General features: G+C 41.9%; 22 protein-coding genes and 3 pseudogenes. 7 read left to right on the top strand and 18 right to left on the bottom strand.

What is annotated here, in order from left to right:
- Positions 1-12 precede the first annotated feature (12 nt).
- The 3 genes from IQ276_RS06105 to IQ276_RS06095 all read right to left on the bottom strand — a co-directional run bounded on the left by IQ276_RS06105 (position 13) and on the right by IQ276_RS06095 (position 1,248).
- Complete coding sequence (locus tag IQ276_RS06105; RefSeq protein WP_193922971.1) at positions 13-432, bottom strand: retroviral-like aspartic protease; 420 nt, start codon at positions 430-432, stop codon at positions 13-15.
- Positions 425-685, bottom strand: a complete 261-nt coding sequence (locus IQ276_RS06100; protein WP_193922967.1) for a hypothetical protein — start codon at positions 683-685, stop codon at positions 425-427. Before IQ276_RS06100 ends, IQ276_RS06105 begins: the two co-directional genes overlap by 8 nt.
- 227 nt (positions 686-912) lie before the next feature.
- Positions 913-1,248 carry a type II toxin-antitoxin system VapC family toxin gene (locus tag IQ276_RS06095; protein ID WP_228043456.1) on the bottom strand — a complete coding sequence of 112 codons (336 nt, stop codon included), beginning with the start codon at positions 1,246-1,248 and terminating at the stop codon, positions 913-915.
- 31 nt (positions 1,249-1,279) lie between these two features.
- Between IQ276_RS06095 and IQ276_RS06090 the strand changes: the two are divergent.
- Positions 1,280-1,975, top strand: a pseudogene (locus IQ276_RS06090) (IS630 family transposase); the annotation flags it as partial.
- A 46-nt stretch (positions 1,976-2,021) separates the two neighbouring features.
- Here IQ276_RS06090 and IQ276_RS40095 read toward each other — a convergent pair.
- From IQ276_RS40095 to IQ276_RS06075, 4 genes are all read right to left on the bottom strand, one after another.
- Entirely contained in the window at positions 2,022-2,150 is a 129-nt protein-coding gene (locus IQ276_RS40095) for a hypothetical protein (RefSeq protein ID WP_255264308.1), read from the bottom strand.
- A gap of 282 nt (positions 2,151-2,432) precedes the next feature.
- On the bottom strand, positions 2,433-2,780 hold the full coding sequence (locus tag IQ276_RS06085; protein WP_235115477.1) for a transposase: 348 nt from the start codon (positions 2,778-2,780) through the stop codon (positions 2,433-2,435).
- The gene (locus tag IQ276_RS06080; RefSeq protein WP_235115476.1) at positions 2,777-2,926 is read right to left on the bottom strand and encodes a hypothetical protein; all 150 of its coding nucleotides are present in this window, start codon (positions 2,924-2,926) and stop codon (positions 2,777-2,779) included. Before IQ276_RS06080 ends, IQ276_RS06085 begins: the two co-directional genes overlap by 4 nt.
- Before the next feature lie 56 nt (positions 2,927-2,982).
- Complete coding sequence (locus IQ276_RS06075) at positions 2,983-3,492, bottom strand: helix-turn-helix domain-containing protein (RefSeq protein WP_193926101.1); 510 nt, start codon at positions 3,490-3,492, stop codon at positions 2,983-2,985.
- A 21-nt stretch (positions 3,493-3,513) separates the two neighbouring features.
- On the opposite strand from IQ276_RS06075, the gene IQ276_RS06070 reads away from it, so the two are divergent.
- Positions 3,514-4,449 carry a hypothetical protein gene (locus tag IQ276_RS06070; RefSeq protein WP_193916901.1) on the top strand — a complete coding sequence of 312 codons (936 nt, stop codon included), beginning with the start codon at positions 3,514-3,516 and terminating at the stop codon, positions 4,447-4,449.
- A gap of 442 nt (positions 4,450-4,891) precedes the next feature.
- Here the strand turns inward: IQ276_RS06070 and IQ276_RS06065 are convergent, their stop codons facing one another.
- Both IQ276_RS06065 and IQ276_RS06060 read right to left on the bottom strand, forming a co-directional pair.
- Complete coding sequence (locus IQ276_RS06065) at positions 4,892-5,167, bottom strand: hypothetical protein (RefSeq protein WP_228043054.1); 276 nt, start codon at positions 5,165-5,167, stop codon at positions 4,892-4,894.
- 221 nt (positions 5,168-5,388) lie between these two features.
- A pseudogene (locus IQ276_RS06060) lies at positions 5,389-5,943 on the bottom strand (nitrogenase component 1); the annotation flags it as partial.
- A gap of 367 nt (positions 5,944-6,310) precedes the next feature.
- Between IQ276_RS06060 and IQ276_RS06055 the strand changes: the two are divergent.
- The 3 genes from IQ276_RS06055 to IQ276_RS06050 all read left to right on the top strand — a co-directional run bounded on the left by IQ276_RS06055 (position 6,311) and on the right by IQ276_RS06050 (position 8,058).
- Entirely contained in the window at positions 6,311-6,553 is a 243-nt protein-coding gene (locus IQ276_RS06055; RefSeq protein ID WP_193916899.1) for a hypothetical protein, read from the top strand.
- Between the two features lie 635 nt (positions 6,554-7,188).
- Positions 7,189-7,320 carry a hypothetical protein gene (locus IQ276_RS40090; protein WP_255264307.1) on the top strand — a complete coding sequence of 44 codons (132 nt, stop codon included), beginning with the start codon at positions 7,189-7,191 and terminating at the stop codon, positions 7,318-7,320.
- A 123-nt stretch (positions 7,321-7,443) separates the two neighbouring features.
- A complete protein-coding gene (locus tag IQ276_RS06050; protein ID WP_193916897.1) occupies positions 7,444-8,058 on the top strand; it encodes a Uma2 family endonuclease in 615 nt (204 codons plus the stop codon).
- A 288-nt stretch (positions 8,059-8,346) separates the two neighbouring features.
- Here the strand turns inward: IQ276_RS06050 and IQ276_RS06045 are convergent, their stop codons facing one another.
- From IQ276_RS06045 to IQ276_RS06030, 4 genes are all read right to left on the bottom strand, one after another.
- Complete coding sequence (locus tag IQ276_RS06045; RefSeq protein WP_193916895.1) at positions 8,347-9,075, bottom strand: KilA-N domain-containing protein; 729 nt, start codon at positions 9,073-9,075, stop codon at positions 8,347-8,349.
- A 59-nt stretch (positions 9,076-9,134) separates the two neighbouring features.
- Positions 9,135-9,539 (bottom strand): KilA-N domain-containing protein, encoded by a 405-nt coding sequence (locus IQ276_RS06040; protein ID WP_193916893.1) that lies wholly within the window; start codon positions 9,537-9,539, stop codon positions 9,135-9,137.
- A gap of 561 nt (positions 9,540-10,100) precedes the next feature.
- Entirely contained in the window at positions 10,101-10,391 is a 291-nt protein-coding gene (locus tag IQ276_RS06035; protein WP_193916891.1) for a hypothetical protein, read from the bottom strand.
- A gap of 89 nt (positions 10,392-10,480) precedes the next feature.
- Complete coding sequence (locus IQ276_RS06030) at positions 10,481-11,050, bottom strand: GIY-YIG nuclease family protein (RefSeq protein WP_235115475.1); 570 nt, start codon at positions 11,048-11,050, stop codon at positions 10,481-10,483.
- Positions 11,051-11,308: 258 nt separating this feature from the next.
- Here IQ276_RS06030 and IQ276_RS06025 point away from each other — a divergent pair, with 258 nt between their 5' ends.
- Both IQ276_RS06025 and IQ276_RS06020 read left to right on the top strand, forming a co-directional pair.
- Positions 11,309-11,590, top strand: coding sequence for a hypothetical protein (locus IQ276_RS06025; protein WP_193916888.1), 282 nt, complete (start codon positions 11,309-11,311; stop codon positions 11,588-11,590).
- Positions 11,591-11,742: 152 nt separating this feature from the next.
- The gene (locus IQ276_RS06020) at positions 11,743-11,922 is read left to right on the top strand and encodes a hypothetical protein (RefSeq protein ID WP_193916886.1); all 180 of its coding nucleotides are present in this window, start codon (positions 11,743-11,745) and stop codon (positions 11,920-11,922) included.
- A 567-nt stretch (positions 11,923-12,489) separates the two neighbouring features.
- Here IQ276_RS06020 and IQ276_RS06015 read toward each other — a convergent pair.
- The 5 genes and pseudogenes from IQ276_RS06015 to nifU all read right to left on the bottom strand — a co-directional run bounded on the left by IQ276_RS06015 (position 12,490) and on the right by nifU (position 17,862).
- The gene (locus tag IQ276_RS06015) at positions 12,490-13,896 is read right to left on the bottom strand and encodes a site-specific integrase (protein WP_193916884.1); all 1,407 of its coding nucleotides are present in this window, start codon (positions 13,894-13,896) and stop codon (positions 12,490-12,492) included.
- Between the two features lie 98 nt (positions 13,897-13,994).
- Positions 13,995-14,909: pseudogene (locus tag IQ276_RS06010) on the bottom strand (nitrogenase component 1); the annotation flags it as partial.
- Positions 14,910-15,071: 162 nt separating this feature from the next.
- Complete coding sequence (nifH, locus tag IQ276_RS06005; protein WP_073642353.1) at positions 15,072-15,965, bottom strand: nitrogenase iron protein; 894 nt, start codon at positions 15,963-15,965, stop codon at positions 15,072-15,074.
- A 335-nt stretch (positions 15,966-16,300) separates the two neighbouring features.
- Entirely contained in the window at positions 16,301-16,657 is a 357-nt protein-coding gene (locus tag IQ276_RS06000; protein ID WP_193916878.1) for a group I truncated hemoglobin, read from the bottom strand.
- Between the two features lie 305 nt (positions 16,658-16,962).
- Positions 16,963-17,862, bottom strand: a complete 900-nt coding sequence (gene nifU, locus IQ276_RS05995; protein WP_190882700.1) for a Fe-S cluster assembly protein NifU — start codon at positions 17,860-17,862, stop codon at positions 16,963-16,965.
- Between the last annotated feature and the right edge of the window lie 76 nt (positions 17,863-17,938).

The raw sequence follows: 17,938 nt of genomic DNA, 5'->3' as shown, positions 1-17,938 counted from the left end.
TTATAATTTAATTTACTGTCTTCTTAGACTCACCTCAAAAGCTAAATCAGCACGGTAAAAACACACATCAAACTCTGCAAAGAAGTTCATATGTCCGAGTATCAAAGGTACTTCTGTAGATTTTGTCCAAGCAAATGCAAGCAAGACAGGAGAAAATTCTGCAACTCTAGCTGACAGCACTAATCCTCGTGCTTCGAGACGAGCTAGATTCCCGCTTAACTGAATTGGAACTTTTTGTTCTTCCCAAACTGCTCCTAGTTGCAGACCAATTTCGTAAGGTAATACATTAACACTTGCATCTGTATCCAGCAAACCCATAACTTCAATAGATTGATTTTTATAAGTCAAAGTCAATGGTAAATAAGGCATCGTGCTGGAAACACCAAGAGCATTGCTGCGCTCAATAAAAGGAAATCTTTTACCTTCAAGCATGACCTTCCTGTTTTGCTGCTGTAAGAAGCTCAGATAATGTCTGGGCTGCTTCATAGGCTTCACAAGGAGACCATACAACTGCTTCAGTAGATTCCAGTTGCTTTAAAAGTGCATTTTCCTGTTCTTGATTATCAGTTAATTCTAGATTGCATCCTTCTTCCTTTGCTACCTCTAGCAACAGAAAATGGATAAGGCGCAATTTATCTTGATGGGATAGTTTACTAACATTCTGTAGCAAATCATTTAGAAGCATATCGCCAATTATTAATAAGTAAGGAATGAATTTAGGTTACAGCAATTTTCATGTATTTAGACCACAATATTATTTCTTACTTTGCGCCTTTGCGTCTTGGCGTGAGATAAAAACAATGTGGTTCATTTACCAGAAAATCGCTGTAACGTAATAGGTAGGGTGCGTTGTCGCCAAGCGCCGCACCAAATCAATCTCAGTAGTAAATATATATCATCAGTGAGCCTACACTATGGGTGATTATTAGGGTTTTCAATCATTAATCCTTCACTGACAACTGCTGTATTTAACTCCTTATCTGCGGACACAAAGGTAATAGAAGGTAATCCATTAGCGATGCAAAGGGTATTAACTGCACGGCCTGCTGCTAGTTGGATAGCGTCATAACCTCGTAAACTATAAATTTCTGACAATGCCATTCCATAATTAATTATAGTTTCTGTGATTTCAATGATTTGGTAATCTTTTTGTAAATCACTTCTGAACTGATTGCGTGTGATTGTTGCATCTGTAATGCTAATACTTCCACTGCGCGATCGCCTCGTAATTGCTGCTATAATTTCCACACCAGTTATTGCAGCAATGAAGTCAAAATAAAGTTACTACGACCTGTTCGACGCAGGTTCGATAAGTTAGAAAAAAACCACAAAGCTAAATCCCAAAGCTAATCCAGATACTGTTGCAGAAAAAAAAAAGAAATTGAAACATTGTTGGCAAACCACCGCGTTGAAATCGAAACAGGAAAACTGAGAGTATTCCTAATTGATGAATGTCATTTAATGTGGGGAGACTTAAGTGGCTATGTCTGGGGTAAAAGTGACCAGGAAATAACAGTTCCAGTTATAAATCAGCGAGAGAAACAGACCTATTACGGGGCTGTGGACTATCTGAAACGACAATTACTGCTTAAAGCTTATGACAGGGGAAACTCAGAAAATACTATTGATTATCTGCGATATCTGCTAACTGAGTCTGCTGACCAGCGATTGCTGATTTTTTGGGATGGCGCTACTTATCATCGTTCCAAAGAGATTCAAGGTTTCTTGGCAGAAGTTAATCAAGGTTTGACAACTGACCAATGGAAAATACACTGCGAACGCTAAAGCTCCTAATTGCCCAGAACAAAATCCCATAGAGGATGTTTGGTTGCAAGCCAAAACGTGGGTTCGACGTTTCTGTGCTTTGATTCCTTCCTTCTCTCATTTGAAGTGGATGTTTGAGTGGTTTATTCGACACACTACCTTTGATTTTGCCACCCTTCAGATGTACGGAATTTGTTCAAAACTCAAATAGGAGTCCTATAGCAGTCCTATTTGATTTGTGAAAAAACTAAGTACATTTATAGGATAGCGATCGCCAGATGTTTCTTGAGTGAAGGCGATCGCAACAACAGTCTACTTCTTTTACTGCGATGTCTACGACGGGCTATTCGGCATTGCACTATCCCGTAAATTAGTTTTATTAACACGCAATCATCAGTATTTGGGCAAAGTACCGGATTGTTAATAGAGGATTGGACAGTTTAATGCGATCGCCTAGTTTATTGTCGAGTGAGTGCGATCGCTAAAACGGTCTACTTCTTATACATCTCACACACAATCCTTGTCAGACGATCAGCTATGATTTAGTTATCTTTTCTAAAAACAGGGGCTATGTCTCTTCTAAACAATGCCATCGAGTCAATACAAGTGGGTGTAGAAGACTATCTTATGGGCGACAGTAAGAGATATCTGTCTGCTGTAATACCAATTTAATATGAAGCTGCATAGAATAAAGCTTCCAGGATAAAGTTGTAAGAAGAGACGGAAATTACCTGCTCAAGTGTAAGTTGATCAAATATTTCTTGGATGCGATCGCGTAAAGTTTGTAAAGAAGAGAAAAGCTGATTTTTGAGTGGTTTCTTGAGGAGCTGCCAAAGCCTTTCAATGGGATTGAGTTCAGGGGCTGAAGGTGGCTGAAACAGAGGAATAATAAACTCTTGCCAACGAATCGCTGAACTTGTATGAGCAGGTGCTTGGTCAACCTGTAAAATAGCGTAATCCCCACCTAATTGTTGAGATAGCCAGTCCAAAAACTGTTGAAAACACTCGCCATTCAATTTCGGATACTCGTAATGTTGTGATCGCAAGTCTTTGGTTCAATCGCACCATAAATCCAAAAATTTTCCCGTGGCCATTTCACCTCAACAGTAGGCTTGACTCCAGAGGCAGTAATCACTTTTCCTGTGAGAGTTTTCAGTCCCACCCTCGTTTCATCCTGGCACAAGTAGCGAACACACTTGCCAGGTGCTAGATGTTCTTCTAGACAATTAAGAATGATTCCAAGTTTTTTTTAAATTCAGATACCAATTTCTCGTCTTGCTTATGGCTTTGAGGGCGAGGCACTTTTAGTTTTGCTCCTAATCGATATCGAACCCACGCATAAACCGTTGCATACTCTATATCTTGTCCATGTTCTTGTTTCAACCACTCAACTATTGCACCATAGCTACTAAAGCCTTTTCCTGTTTTTAACTCTTCCTCCAGTGCTGCGATCGCTGCGTCATGAATTTTGCGTTTTGCTCCTGGAGCTTTTTTCATTTCCAGTAATTCATATAGCCCGCCTGCTCTATACTTTTGCAACCACCTTGTTACAGTTGAGGTATCTTTCGCCAAGCGTTTTCCAATTTCTTGCTGCTCCTTAACCTGTCCGCTTTTTATCCACCACAGCATAATAAGTTTTTCTTTCTGGTTTCCTAAGTTAGCTGTTTGTAGACGTTTTTTAAGTTCTTCTTCGCTCTCTGCGATTTCAATCTTAAAAGGGCGGCTCATGGTTATTTTAATTTATCAAGTTTGTTTTCTCTATTATATGCAGCTTCATATAAAATTGGTATAAGAAACATTTGTGCTGGGATACTTCTTCTGTATAAAGAGAAGTTGTGTCGGTTATCTCCCCCACAGGATAAGGAAGTTTTAATTAAAAAAGATATAAGACCAGTTGATGATGGTACAGGAAATGTAACTTTTATAGGTGCTGGTAAAAAAACAGTAGATGTTTACGAGATTACGGAAAGATTTAAGAGCTTGAAAATTACCGTTGACTGGAAAAAGTTTGAGGAGCTAAATAAACTTCGCAACAACATAGAACATTATTATACAGACAAATCCCCTGATGCTGTTCGTGAAGTCATTGCGAAATCATTTATACTGATTCGAGATTTTATAAGCGATTGCTTAGATGAAGAACCCCACCAACTTCTTGGTGATACTTGTTGGCAAGCTTTGCTAAAAACGGCAGATGTTTATGAAGCCGAAGAGATAGCTTGTGAGCAATCATTTAAGGATATCAAATTTAAGCATCAGGTTTTGCAAGAGGCAGTAGAGTATCTTAGGTGTCCGTCCTGTCACTCAAGGCTAATAAAAGCTAAAGATAATATAGGTGAATTTAGTATCTTCACTTCATTGGGTTGTGGATCTTGTGGCAAGGCTTTTGAGTTTGGGGACGTGATGAGCGAATGCTTGTCAGAGTGCGAACATTTTTCTGAATCTCAAAAAGATTTTGCATATTGCAATGATTGTGAGTACACGGGGCAACCATCAGTAATTCCCGTAGATGATGCATGGCTCTGTTTATCCTGTTTAACTACTCACGAGCAGGTAGACTATTGTGGCTACTGTAGCGAATTTGTTGCAGGAGATTTGGAAGATAGTTATATGTCCGGTTGCTTAATGTGTGAAGGACAAATGGATCATTATATGAATTCAAGAGCCTATAATCGTGATGACTAGCTAAATAGAATTAAGGGTGTTGAGTTGCAGCAACGACATAACAACATGGTTGGTGTTGTGGCAAGGTTATTTGCAGCCGCTCAACCGGAACCTTAAAGCAAATTTAGGTTTGAAATACTCCAGATAAATTATTCTCGCTTTTGCTAATTGTACTCTCCATCCCTCAATCATCATAATTTTTAAGTAAAGCCGATCGCACCATTTAATCTAAAAAATAGTCATTAAAAATAGTCTTTCATTTTACAGTTTTTCTTTGAGCAAAATGCAATAAAAAGTTAAAAACCATACTCCATAAGAGTTATACTGTCTGAAGCATCAAAACAGATTGTTAGTGAATAACCCTGTAACTTGCATTTAGGCTAGAAATAGGCTCTTTTTTCTACGATGGCTAAAAAACCTTGATTTAATTGACTTGTAAGAGCGATCGCTCTTAACCCTATTCCTACAAATCCTCTGGCATAATCACAGAAATTAATTGATTACGATTCTTCCGATAAATTCTAAAATCGCTATCAAATGTTAGCAACTCACTTTCAGGATACAGTTGTGTCATTCTCACCAAACACGCATCTGCTAATGACATTGGAACTGACTGATATTGCCGCAACAATTCTTTAATTACTGCCGCTTCTTCACTTAAGCACATCGAAATTAATATCTTTCCCTCGTCGAGTAAAGACATCACCGTATCTTGACCACCGTAGATACTTCGCAACAAAAAACAAGTCTCTACAATCACAGGCTCACAAGTGAGTAAAGGCTGCTCAATTTAGCTACTCCGCTATATTTAATCTAAAAAATGGTCATTTAAAATAGTCTTTTATTTTACAGTTTTTCTGTGGTAAAAATGCTTTTCAAATCTAAAAAGCAGACTTCATAAGAGTTATACTGTCTGAAGCATCAAAAAAGATTGTTAGTGGACAACCCTAAAACTCGCATTTAGGCTAGAAATAGGCTCTTTTTTCTCCGACGGCGAAAAAAGATTGATTTAATTGACTTGTAAAAGTGATCGCTAGGTTCGGAGTAATCCCAAGAGTGCATTTGACGGAAGGGTAGACCCATCTTTTGGAAGACGTACTTCTCTTTCACACCAGAAGCAATTAAGTCTGGCTTAAGTGCCTTCACAAATTCCTCGAATTCGTAAGCGGTAACGTCATCGTAAACGATGGTGCCGTTTTCGATGTAGTGGGTGGTACGTTTGTAGTCGTCGTTGTGAGCGAACTCATAACCTGTACCAATCATCTTCATGCCCAAGTCTTGGAAAGCTGGGACAACGTGGCGAGGACGTAGACCACCAACCATGATGGCAACGGTCTTACCTTCCAAGCGGGGGCGATACTTAGAAACGATCGCATCCATTGTTGGCTGATACTTGGCAATTACCTTCTCAGCGTTTGCTTGGATTTTCTCGTCAAACTTAGAAGCGATTTCCCGTAAGGATTCAGCAATCTTGGTGGGGCCGAAGAAATTGTATTCTAGCCAGGGTATACGGTAGATTAAAGCCTAAAATCGTTATATATCAATAGTTTTACAAGTCTGCGTTTTGCGTGGCTTATTTTTGTCTTAAAGCTTGTGATTTAAACATCCAAAACTCTAGTGTAACGGTAATTTGATTTGCAAATTGTGGCTTACTGGAGTGCAGAGACGTGGAGTTTTAGCTGTATACCCAACAGAATTAGTAATCAAGCTTTAACCTTTGGCTAGGGATGCTACGATGTATCCCTTTCTTTGGGGTTAATGTCGAAGAGAGTAACTCAAAACTTCCAAGCGGATAACCTAATGTTGTCCAGCAAATTTTTGCAACGACTTGCAGGACATCAGTCAAACTTTATACACTTGGCTAAAACGCGGTGTATTGAGCATGGATGTACTAGCAAGGCGAATAAGTCAACACGGAGCGCTGCACCTAATGGAGAATGAAGACCGCCGTCGGCAAGTTTGGTTAACCTTGTGCGGTCGCAAGATTCGTGCAAGCCAAGCTCTGTCCGCAGAAAGGTTTGCTGGAGATGACTGCTGCACAGTGTGCGCTCGAATGAAACGCAGCAATGAGTCATTGCACTCTCGATTAGCCACGGCATCTCAAATAATGACTTTGGCAGGTTAACCGATAAATCCTTGCGTGGACAAGTATAGTTGTCGTTGAGAAACGCGTTCAGATCAGAAGTAGAAAAAATTCTTCTAACACCTTAAAGTGCTAAAAAACATTTTTTACAGACCTACTCAACCGAGAGCCTTGTCCGCGGCTAAACTGCCGTTAAAATCCGTAGACGTTTCTGGCCAGACCTATTAGGTTTCAAGCGAATTTGTTCATACACTTTTTTTCAGCGCAAGGGTTAAACCCTTGCGGTGGTTTTTGATGTTTTTTTCTCTGGGACGCTATATAGTGTCCTGAGCTTTTGATGAGTTTTTGAGCTGGTGCAAAAGGTAAGAATTAAACCAGTCACAAGTTAACTTGCCGAAAAAATATTAGCGTGGATTGAAAATCATGCAAGGATTGGAGCGTAACTACAATCGACTAACCGCTTACTCTCCCGGTTGAGCCTTAACCCTTAATCGAGTGGTCGTTGATTAAAACTGAATATTAGCGCAGCGCAATTCCAGGACATAGGGAAATGTATAACATTTCCAAAGTACGCAACACTGCCACGGTTTACGGATGTTCGCCGACGGGGCGGGTTAAGCCTCCGTAAGGGCGATCGCGTTGCGGACAATCTACGGCGTGTGCTTTTGTAGAACCCTATGGGTGCTAATCAGCTTTTTGGTGATTTCTCAGCAGTGCCCATTGCCGCACAGCAACGGCTAAACCTTAAGGTTTGTATGAAGTTCTTTGCCGAAAGCCTTCAGCGATCGCCCAACGTTTTTTGTGCATAATCGCCTAGTGCTGGTCTTGTTGCCGCATGTTGCAGTGACTTCCAACTTCAACTCACAACTTCTAAAATTATTACCCTAATGCAATGACTAAAATAACAGCTATGACACAAAGAGAGTGTGGATATGGTTCAAGTCTTGCCAGCCCCAGTAACCTTTGAACAATTCGCGGAATGGTATCCCGACACAGGGGTACGCTATGAACTGCACAACGGAACAATTGTAGAAATGAATCAGCCCGTAGGTGAACATGAACTGATCATCGCGCTACTAAGTCGCAACTTAACAGTAGAGATAGTTAGGAGAAACCTACCCTACGTCATCTCTAAAAATGCTTTTGTTAAACCACCAATGGTAGACTCTGGCTACTGCCCTGACATCCTGCTGTTAAATGTAGACAATCTAGCCAATGAACCGCTATGGCAGAAACAATCGACTGTGACCCAAGCCGCATCGGTTCCTTTTGTCGCAGAGGTCGTTAGCACTAACTGGGGTGTTGATTACGGGAATAAAGTTAGTGACTACGAAGCCATAGGAATTCCTGAGTATTGGATCATAGATTACTTGGGAGTAGGCGGTAGGAGATTTATCGGCAATCCCAAGTTGCCAACCCTATCAATTTATTCCCTGATTGAAGGTGAATATCAAGTAGCCCAGTTTAAGGGAGATGAGTTGATATCCTCTCCCACTTTCCCAGAATTACGCCTGACTGCTAAAGAAGTTTTAATGACCGCGCAGTAAAAAAAGTGGAGAGCAATTTTACAACAGTGATAGCCCAAGACTGTGAGCGATTACGTACAAAATCGTCCAGAGATCGCCCCACGTTTTTGTACGCAATCGGCGGCGGCTGGTCTTGGTGCTGCACGTTGCAGTAACTTCCAACTTCAACTTACAACTTCATTAACTAGCTGTTGGAAGTCGGAAGTCAGTCATGTGGAAGTTAGCTGTTACCCACCTGTCAAGGGGAGTAGCTCGCAAAAAAAAATAACCCCCCTATTCGTGACTGGGAGGTATCCTGAAAACCAAGTCTCAACTTAATTTTGACGGTTTCGGACACTCTTTCGTTGGTACAAAGTTTCTTATGTCTATAAACATCCGAAACGTCGGTTCAAATCTCTGCTGATTTGCAGCATCCATTAAAGGATAGGTGTTGACTATAGCTATAATCTCAACGATTTCTTTTGCATCCTCATATTCGACCTTGACATGAAGTTCTCGATCAAGCTTGATTTTGAGAGACCGTAACTCTAAAGGACTCCCATTTAATTGAATTTCTTCAGTAAGAGTGTTGTAGTGTAACTTATCTCCCCAAGCGTCTCTGACCATGTAATAAGCTCTCATTAACTTAGACTCAAGAAACTTGTAACGCTCCTGAACTGCCTTATTAATGATGTCCAGTCCTTCTACTGTGTTTTGGCGTGAGGCAACATCAGCGGCAAGAGTTGGGTCAGCCTTGGCATACCTGATAAAAACCTTGGCTACATAGTTGGCGAAGTCTGGATCGAGGTAGCTGGCTAGGTGAACTGCCATGATTGGGTGAACCCAAGTTACCCAAGTTTTGCCTACGCGCTCAACAATCCAAGGTTCAGCATTTGACTCTGTAGTTTTCAAAGACTTTACTCTAGCTTTTGTTTCTGGCAGCTGCTTCCACTTATCAAGTCTAGATTCAAAATGCTTACACCACTTAGTAGCATTGATGTATTCGTCATCTCGTTGTGCATCTTGCACTAAATTGCTAAGCTGCTCTATTTGTGACATATAAATTTCTTATTGTTTTGAAAATGTAAGGCAATCCTCGCTCAGGCATGGATTGTTTTTTATTCCTCGTAGCGCTGATAGACTACCTTGTTAATGATGTTCAGCCCTTCGGTCGTTTCCTGTCTTGAGGCAATATCAGCAGCGAGGGTTGGGTCAGCCTTGGCATACCTGATAAAAATCTCGGACATATAGTTGGTAAAACCTCGATCAAGGCGGCTGGCTAGGTGAACTGCCATGATTGGGTGAACCCAAGTTACCCAAGTTTTACCTACGCGCTCAACAATCAAGGGTTCAGCAATTGACTCTACGATTTTCAACTGCTCTAATCTAGCTTTTGTTTTTGGCGATCGCTTCCATCTTTCAAGTCGATAGCCAAAATGCTTGCACCATTTGGTAGCGTTGATGTAACCGTCGTCTCGCCGTGCGTCTTGCATCAATTTGTCGAACAAATCTCTTTGTGACATAAAATTCCTCATTGCTCTGAAAATGTTTGTTTGTAAGGCTTCAGGATGGAGTTTGACTGACAGCTGGCAGTCAACTTCAGGATTAGGTTTGACACACCCCTGGGAGGTTTATCAACTTCAGGATTAGGTTTGACACACCCCTGGGAGGTTTATCAACTTCAGGATTAGGTCTGACACACCCCTGGGAGGTTTATCAACTTCTTTCTGTGGAACACCTCTGAAAATGTCTGTTGCTTTATTGGCAAGGGTTCTGACTGTTATCGCCTATGGTGGGGTGAAGAATCGTTTTGCTTTAATTCACTTTTGTTTGAAATAAAAAAGTTGGGTAAAGTAGGCGGATCAAGGCGGATCACGTGGATCACAAGCAGATTAACGTCGTAAGTATTACAACAAAAGTACTGAATTTATGTACCTTGCTTGTCAACTTTGTGACCAATTTTGAGGTGTGATCCAGGTGATCCGCCTTGATCCCCCTATTTACCCGAACTTTTTTATTTTTCTAATTGAGTGGGATTTAGCCTTGGAAGGTGCTACTAACACTGACCAAGGCATTTTTATTAATTACATCGGCTCTAGCTCCCGGTCATCAACCCATTCCCGTTCGTTATCGTCTACCTCAAACCAAGGGTGGTCTTCTGGCAATGAGACGTTGTACTGCCAGTCCATACCAGTCCAGGAAAGACCAAACACTGTTACTGGGTACAAAATTTCACCCTGCCTCACCTTTATCTTGTGCAGCACGGTTTGACCAATGTAATATTCGGGCTTGTCGAATTCTTTACTCACTCGCAAACGCCAAAACTTTGACGCTTGACGAAAAATGCCCAAAGTGGGCGCGTCTGACGCTATCATTCTTATTACCTTCCTTCTCTAAGTTAAACAGGGCAAGGTTAGGAACGTTTTGACAGTGGAGGTCACATACCCTGTCAAAACGCACAACACTAATAACAAATGCGAGCTTTTAATTCTCTGCTAATTTCTTGCAACTTCAGCTTCAAAATCATTGCCTCAGCTTGAGTACTTGGATAATGTCCAAGAATGTTATAGAGTTCTCTTCTAACCTTTTTGTTAAATTTGGCACCCTTCGCAAGCGAACCAAGTAAACTAACTGCACGTTGAATTTCTTCTTGAGTCGTTTGTTCTGAAGGAAAATGTTTTGTCGGTGGTTCAGAGAGCGTCCTGTTTTTAACCAAAATAGCAAGATTGCCTGGAATCACTACGTGCTTGTAGTTTTGACAATTGGTGTCATAGAACCAGAGTTTTAAATTTTCTAGCCAAGCACTTGGAAGCTCAAACCACTCTCCGTGAACTCGGTAAGAACAAGCAATTTTATGTAATCGCTTCTCTTGTAATACAAGGTCATTAGTTTGAAGAAGACCCAGTAGTTTTAAAGGGAAAGGACTACACCTTTGAAGTGTCTCCATTCTCTTGTCTACATCTCTTGTTTGTCCTATCTTGTATCGCTTTGTCCCTAAAGCATGAACTAGGTAAACATAGCCTTCCATAGGCATTAACTTTACTCCTCAAAAACAACGTATGCAGATTTGGCAACAAATAGCGATCGCGCTTCTTTTAGCCAGATGATCATTTATCCATCCTATATGGGTACTAGGGGAGCGAAACGACGCTACGATTTACTCGCTACTACCTATATACATCTGGCTACAATTCGCATACAATTAGTATACAAAGCAATAACTCAACTGTCAACAATATGTAGGCAAACAAGCTAGTATCGTAGACAGGCATATACAGCGTACCCGTTAACTATGGCTAGTAAAGCGTTTTCATTCCGTTTGCCAGATGAGATTGTTCAATTTGTGGAGTCCTCACAGTTAGAAGGTGAAACTCTCAACCAAGCAGCCCAAAGGCTTTTTATTGATTTTGTCAAAAGAAACAATCCTCTATCTACAGATTTGACTACGGCTGTAGACGTTCAAGAACTGGTGAAGCAAGAGGTAGCAGCAAGCCTGGGTGAAGTGCGATCGCAATTAGAAGCACAACTACAGGCACAACTGGAGGAACTGCGGGGAAAATTGAAAGCCCGGTAGTAGAGAAGGAAACTAGCACTACCGGGCAAGAAAGCAATGAAGACTCAACTGTAGCGAACAGCGAAGCAGTCAGCCAGTTACAGAGCGAAGTTAAAAACCTAGAAACTCAACTTAATAACGTACACAAGGAAAAACAAGAGCTAAAAGAACAATTGACTGACGTTGAGCGAGAAAACCAGCAACTCAGGGAACAGTTGGTCTCAGCAGGTAAATCCCTGCAACCAGACTATGAGGCAATCCGCGATCGCACACTCAACAAGCTCCGAGTAGGCAAGCAATCAACGGCAGGAAAGGCGATTGACGCCTTTATTAAGGAGCTAATGCGTGGCTAAATTGGCGGGTTATAACCCAATTACAGTGCAGCATATCTAGCACACTTGACCGGACATACCTTGTCTTATGTTGACTGTTCCCCTAACTTGAGTAGCTCTTGTGATGCTCATGTGTTGTACTGTAATGCCACTATTGGCGCTCAATACCTCATCAATCCTCTGTCCACTTCTGTTTATAAAACTGTAGACAAACTCTAGACAACCTGTAGACAAACTCTAGACAACGCCCAACAGTGCGACTATCTCAGCCTACGGAGCGATTGTAGTCCGTGAGCAGTGCAACTATTGACGCCATAGAGTGGATTTAAAGAGCAACGTGAGTTTGTCTACACTGTCTACACTTTGTCGAGGACTGTAGGCGCTACTGTAGACGGTTAAAACCCGCTCACCAAGCCGGTTTTAGCCATCTCTAGACAAATTTTTGGATGCCTATTTTTAATATAAATTTCCAAAAAATAGGCATTTTATCTAATAAATTGCCAAAAAAAGGTAGCAAGGCTAGTTTAACAGTTTAAAACTAAAAAGATAGAGATGCACCTCCGTTAATAAACCCCATTCTGCGGTGAGTTAAGTAGACAGCACCTCACTGATTTGGTGCCGTGCCAAAGCTTGTCTGAGATATTCCACCTCAGCCCTTAGCCGTGCATTCTCTTCCTTCAACGTATCCATGTCATCTTTTTTATCCACTGCCTGCTTAATTACCTTCCTCCGGTTCTCCAAGCTGAACCACTTCTGATAAATCTCAGTGTGAATCTCTACAGAATGCCCCAAATTGTCAGCAGCAGCTTTAATTGGAATGCCCATCATGTGCGCTCGAATCGCCCAAGCGTGACGTAAGTCATAGGGCGTAAACGGAATATTTACACGCCTAAACCATGATGAGCAATTAACCCGAATAGTGTTGATATCTATAAAACTAGTTCTGTCATCAGTTTGAGCTTTTAACAGTTCCAAATACTCTACATTTTTTAAATCAAACAAGTAAACCCATTCAGGATGTAGCGGTAAAGCTTCTCTGTAACCAGTCTTGGTGTCTGGGTGAACTTTCCATGTATTATCTTTATTTTCAGGACTCAACCACCAATTAATTTCAGGATTTACAAACAGTTCTCTTGGGCGTAATCCATAAGTAGCAAGCATTCCATACACCCAACCCCACATCTTCCAACTGTCTAAGCAATTCTTTTTGATTGTCAAGCTCCTAGTCAAAGAGTACTGATGAAAAGATTCATGATATTTGATGATATCCTCGTCACTGGGAATGTCCCTAGCCTGACTTTTGGGTTGTGTAGCTTTAAATTGCTCAAGGGTGAAACCAGTTAAATTAAGAGTTGATTTTAAAACTTTCAACGATTTTACAGCGTGGTATTTGGCATGATCACTCGTCATCTGTGCAAGTTTTTCATCAATCTCCGATTGTGTCAACAAAGTATCTAACCCAATCAATCGCCGTAAATAGTCCTTGTAATAGGAAAAGGTGTGTTTACTTTTCTCTGTTAATTTGCGTGTTTTGAAATACTCAGTTTCAAACTCTTCCAAAACATCAGCAAGGGATTGGGATCTGTTGGCGACCTTAGCAGTTTTACCCAGATATTTCTCAGTCCATTCAAACTGTTTACGAGCCATCAGCTTGCCTAGCTCGTGTGCTTCTTCCTCTGCTGTTTTCAACCCGTCCAAGCTTGCAGGGATGTTTAGCGAAATCTTGTACTGCTTAAAACCAATTCCTTTCGTGTCGCGATCGCCCGGTTTGATTGGTAGGGATGCTTGCAATTGAATAGTGTCCCGTGCCACGACCAAACCGACTTTCACCTTAGCGGCTTTCAACCGAGCCTTGGTGTCTGCCAAACCTTTCTCAAACTTGCGTTCCAGATGCTGCCGAGTAGCCTTCATGTGTTTCTGCGTTCCTAGATAGCTGCCATCGGTAGATGCTGGCGGAATGAAATCCTCAAAAACGTCCTGTGCCTTGCTTTCCATTGTGTCTTAAATGTGTCTTAAAATTTAGTCCATTTAGAACAATGTTTAAATTGAGCAAAGTTAGACGTGGACTAAATCCTGGTATCACAACACATTAAATCATACTTCGTACAGGGTATACCGTAAGCTTCTTCCATGTGACGGCTGATGTAGTTCATCGAACGGTAGCAGTGAATCAAGTTCATCTTCACGTTCGGTGTCATCAACATTTCGTTGATGGTACCATCACCAGACCACTGAGCAACTACGCGCAAGCCCAGTTCTTCTAACAGAATCCGGCTAGCCCAGGCATCACCACCGATGTTGTAGTCACCGATAATTGCTACGTCGTAGGGGGTAGACTCGAATTGTAACTTGCCTTCTTTCTTCTCTTTGTCAGCTCTGGTGAACACCCAGTCACGCACCATGTCGTTAGCGATGTGGTGTCCCAAGGACTGAGAAACACCCCGGAAACCTTCGCAACGAACGGGAACAACTGGCTTGCCAATTTCTTTGGATGTGTTCCGAGCTACTGCTTCGATGTCATCCCCAATTAGACCGATGGGACATTCAGATTGAATGGAAACACCACGGTTAAGGGGGAAGAGAACTTCCAATTCTTGGATCAGCTTGGTGAGTTTCTTATCACCACCAAAAACGATATCGCGTTCTTGGAAGTCAGAGGTGAAGTGCATAGTACCAAAGGTATCAATACCTGTGGTACCAATATAGTAGTTACGACGACCAGACCAAGACCAGTAACCGCAACCTACAGGCCCGTGGCTGATGTGGATCATGTCCTTAATAGGACCCCAAACCACACCCTTAGAACCAGCGTAAGCACAACCACGAGCGGTCATTACACCAGGAAGAGATTTGATGTTAGACTTAACGCCGCAATCGCTCTTACCTTCTTCGTATACATTTAGATGCTTTTCCCGTTTTTTAGCTGCTTTTTCGGGATAAGCACTTAAGACTTCCTTAATTAGTTCTTTTCTTTCTTCGATGATGTTCTGATTTTCTGGAGGAGTCATGTTTGCCTCTATTGCTCCTAAGGGACGGGGATAGGGAAGGGGAGCATTGTCCCCTGTAGGGTTGGGGACTCGCAGTCCCCTTGGGGGATACAGGTGATCGGTAGAAACAAGGTAAAAGGTAAATTATGCAATTGTTTCCTTTTCCTTTTCCTACATCAGTGCTTACTTAACAGGTGCTTCAGCAGCAGTTTTACCGATGATTTCTGCGTGCTTGGTATCGTCATCAAGGATACCGAATTCAACCAACAATGCTTCTAGCTCATCCATTTCGATTGGTGTGGGGACTGTGAGCTTGTCGTTGTTGATGATCTTCTTAGCTAGTGCGCGGTATTCGTTACCTTGATCGCTATCAGGTGCGTACTCGTTAACAGTCATCCGGCGCAATTCTGCGTGTTGCACGATGTTGTCGCGGGGTACGAAGTGAATCATTTGAGTGTTCAAACGTTCAGCCAAAGTTTCGATCAATTCGATTTCCCGGTCAACTTTACGGCTGTTACAAATCAAACCACCCAAACGCACACCACCGGAGTGAGCGTACTTGAGAATACCACGAGCGATGTTGTTAGCAGCATACATCGCCATCATTTCACCTGATGTAACGATGTAGATTTCTTGTGCCTTACCTTCACGGATAGGCATAGCGAAACCACCACACACAACGTCACCCAATACGTCGTAAGATACGAAGTCTAAGTCTTGGTAAGCACCAGCTTCTTCTAAGAAGTTGATAGCGGTGATGATACCACGACCGGCGCAACCTACACCAGGTTCTGGACCACCAGATTCTACGCACTTAACACCCCGGAAACCGGTGAGCATCACTTCTTCGAGTTCTAAATCTTCTACTGCGCCTCTTTCAGCAGCGAGGTGAAGAACTGTGGTTTGAGCTTTACTGTGGAGCATCAAACGGGTAGAGTCAGCTTTGGGGTCGCAACCTACAATCATGATGCGCTGACCCATTTCTGCCATAGCTGCCAGGGTGTTTTGAGAGGTGGTAGATTTACCGATACCACCTTTACCGTAGAAAGCTATCTGTCTAATATTTTCGTCAGTCATTGTTCTTGTTTTCCTGCAATTGGTTGGTTGGTGGGTCTTTTTTGTTTGAGGATCTCACGCCTGTAAGAGCTATGGCTGTGAGGGTTTGTAGAACATCGCTGGTGGCGATCGCTCCACAGTCAAAACATAAGCTAGTAAGTACATATATTTCCTGGTTAAATTTGTTTTCTTTTTGTCATTTGTAATTTGTTATTTGTCCTTTGTCCTTTGTCATTTGTTCTGACAAAGAACAAAGAAGATTACGCAATTTACAAATACGTCATAATGTGTTTCAGCTTGCAAGACTTAGTAGGAATTGACTTATCTATTCGTCAACAATCAATGCCTAAGTCCAATTACTTGTTCAAAATGGCGCCCTTTAAATTTGAGACGCGATCTAGTGCAGCTTTTGTATCATCTGCTGATACCCCAGCTACAGACATTGATTCACTCAGGTGTTTGGCGATCGCATCGAAGTGTGATTGCTGTAGTGCCATACCTGTGTGGGTTTTGTCCATTGCGCGGCCGCTGTATTCTTTTGGGCCTTCAAATATCTGAGAGAAGAAAGCAATCTGATGATTACGTTGCTTTACCATATCTGTACTAGCGAAAAAAGGCTTCAGGGTGTTATCTGCAACAATGCGTTTGTGAAGCTCATCTACTACTTTCTCAATAGTAGCTTTTCCGCCAATTTTGTCGTACAGTGTACTCATATTTGTCTCCTTTGAAGCGAGTTGAATGACGGAATTTGCAATTAGGCGCTTAATACTTTCGCCTATATGCTGTCTGTTGTTAGTAGGACTGATACCAATTCGTAATTCGTAATTCGTAATTCGTAATTCGTAATTAAGAAAGTCAGGTTTGATTTAGATTTGCTGATTTCAATCTGGAACTTTCTGTTGACGAATTGGTATGAAACATTGAGTGGAGACAATTATTCAATTCAAATCCTACTTTCTGTTCTTAGCTGATGCTTATTAGGGCGTATTTGTAGAGTACGTAAGTTCTACAGCAATTCCTAAACTGCTTCGACTACAAGGTTCTTGCTGACACGATCTTGTAATCTGGCTTCGATCGCAATTTTCAGAGTTGCTGTACTACTAGAACAGGAACCACAAGCGCCTTGCAGAACAACTTTCACGCGATCGCCTTCTACATCATACAGTTCTACATCTCCCCCGTCTGCAATGAGAACGGGTCTAACTTCTTCATCAAGAACTTTTTGAATTAGGGCAATCTTCTGCACGTTGGTTAGCGATCGCTGTTTAGAGGTAACAATTTCTGTGGCAACTTTTACGCCATAGTTGTTTAGATCGGATGCGGCGGATTCCTGTTGCACTGATTTGATAATATCATCAATGTTCGCCAGACAGGAACCGCATCCGCCACCAGCTTTCACATAATTTGTTACCTGTTCGGCATCAGTGAGATGATTTTCTAGAATGACGCGGCGAATTTTGGACTCGCTAATCCCAAAGCAACTGCAAACTAATGCGCCTTCATCGTCGTCATCGTGGCTAGCTAAGGGAATGCCACGATAATTGTAGATAGCGGCTTCTAGCGCTTCTTGTCCCATGACAGAGCAGTGCATCTTGGCTTCTGGCAATCCACCCAGGTAGTCTGCAATGTCTTTGTTGGAGACTTTCAGGGCTTCATCTAAAGTTAAACCTTTGACCATTTCGGTTAATGCACTAGAAGAAGCGATCGCACTTGTGCAGCCAAAGGTTTGAAAGCGAGCATCCAGAATCTTATCAGATTCTACCTCAACTTTTAAGTGCAATCTCAGAGCATCACCACAAGCAATGCTACCGACTTCGCCCGTTGCAACCTTAACTCCAGGTTCGCTGACTTCTGCAATTTCTCCCTGATTTTGGGGATTGTAAAACAGTTCTAATACTTTATCTGTGTAGTCCCACATGAGCGATTTTAGATTTTAGATTTTGGATTTTAGATTGGGGGATTGGGGATTGGGTATTGGGTATTAGGAAAACATT

The organism is Desmonostoc muscorum LEGE 12446, from assembly GCF_015207005.2.
Classification (GTDB): Bacteria; Cyanobacteriota; Cyanobacteriia; order Cyanobacteriales; family Nostocaceae; genus Nostoc; species Nostoc muscorum.
This window is presented reverse-complemented; position numbering and strand designations above follow the sequence as displayed.

What these genes read in the sequence shown, in the direction of transcription:
- IQ276_RS06025 (WP_193916888.1), top strand. Translation starts at nt 11,309, where the DNA reads ATGGCTAGTAAAGCGTTTTCATTCCGTTTGCCAGATGAGATTGTTCAA.
- IQ276_RS06000 (WP_193916878.1), bottom strand. Translation starts at nt 16,657, where the DNA reads ATGAGTACACTGTACGACAAAATTGGCGGAAAAGCTACTATTGAGAAA.
- nifH (WP_073642353.1), bottom strand. Translation starts at nt 15,965, where the DNA reads ATGACTGACGAAAATATTAGACAGATAGCTTTCTACGGTAAAGGTGGT.
- IQ276_RS06030 (WP_235115475.1), bottom strand. Translation starts at nt 11,050, where the DNA reads ATGCCTATGGAAGGCTATGTTTACCTAGTTCATGCTTTAGGGACAAAG.
- IQ276_RS06045 (WP_193916895.1), bottom strand. Translation starts at nt 9,075, where the DNA reads ATGTCACAAATAGAGCAGCTTAGCAATTTAGTGCAAGATGCACAACGA.
- IQ276_RS40090 (WP_255264307.1), top strand. Translation starts at nt 7,189, where the DNA reads ATGGGTGCTAATCAGCTTTTTGGTGATTTCTCAGCAGTGCCCATTGCC.
- IQ276_RS06105 (WP_193922971.1), bottom strand. Translation starts at nt 432, where the DNA reads ATGCTTGAAGGTAAAAGATTTCCTTTTATTGAGCGCAGCAATGCTCTT.
- IQ276_RS06040 (WP_193916893.1), bottom strand. Translation starts at nt 9,539, where the DNA reads ATGTCACAAAGAGATTTGTTCGACAAATTGATGCAAGACGCACGGCGA.
- IQ276_RS06035 (WP_193916891.1), bottom strand. Translation starts at nt 10,391, where the DNA reads ATGATAGCGTCAGACGCGCCCACTTTGGGCATTTTTCGTCAAGCGTCA.
- IQ276_RS06075 (WP_193926101.1), bottom strand. Translation starts at nt 3,492, where the DNA reads ATGAGCCGCCCTTTTAAGATTGAAATCGCAGAGAGCGAAGAAGAACTT.
- IQ276_RS06055 (WP_193916899.1), top strand. Translation starts at nt 6,311, where the DNA reads ATGGATGTACTAGCAAGGCGAATAAGTCAACACGGAGCGCTGCACCTA.
- IQ276_RS06100 (WP_193922967.1), bottom strand. Translation starts at nt 685, where the DNA reads ATGCTTCTAAATGATTTGCTACAGAATGTTAGTAAACTATCCCATCAA.
- nifU (WP_190882700.1), bottom strand. Translation starts at nt 17,862, where the DNA reads ATGTGGGACTACACAGATAAAGTATTAGAACTGTTTTACAATCCCCAA.
- IQ276_RS06015 (WP_193916884.1), bottom strand. Translation starts at nt 13,896, where the DNA reads ATGGAAAGCAAGGCACAGGACGTTTTTGAGGATTTCATTCCGCCAGCA.
- IQ276_RS06050 (WP_193916897.1), top strand. Translation starts at nt 7,444, where the DNA reads ATGGTTCAAGTCTTGCCAGCCCCAGTAACCTTTGAACAATTCGCGGAA.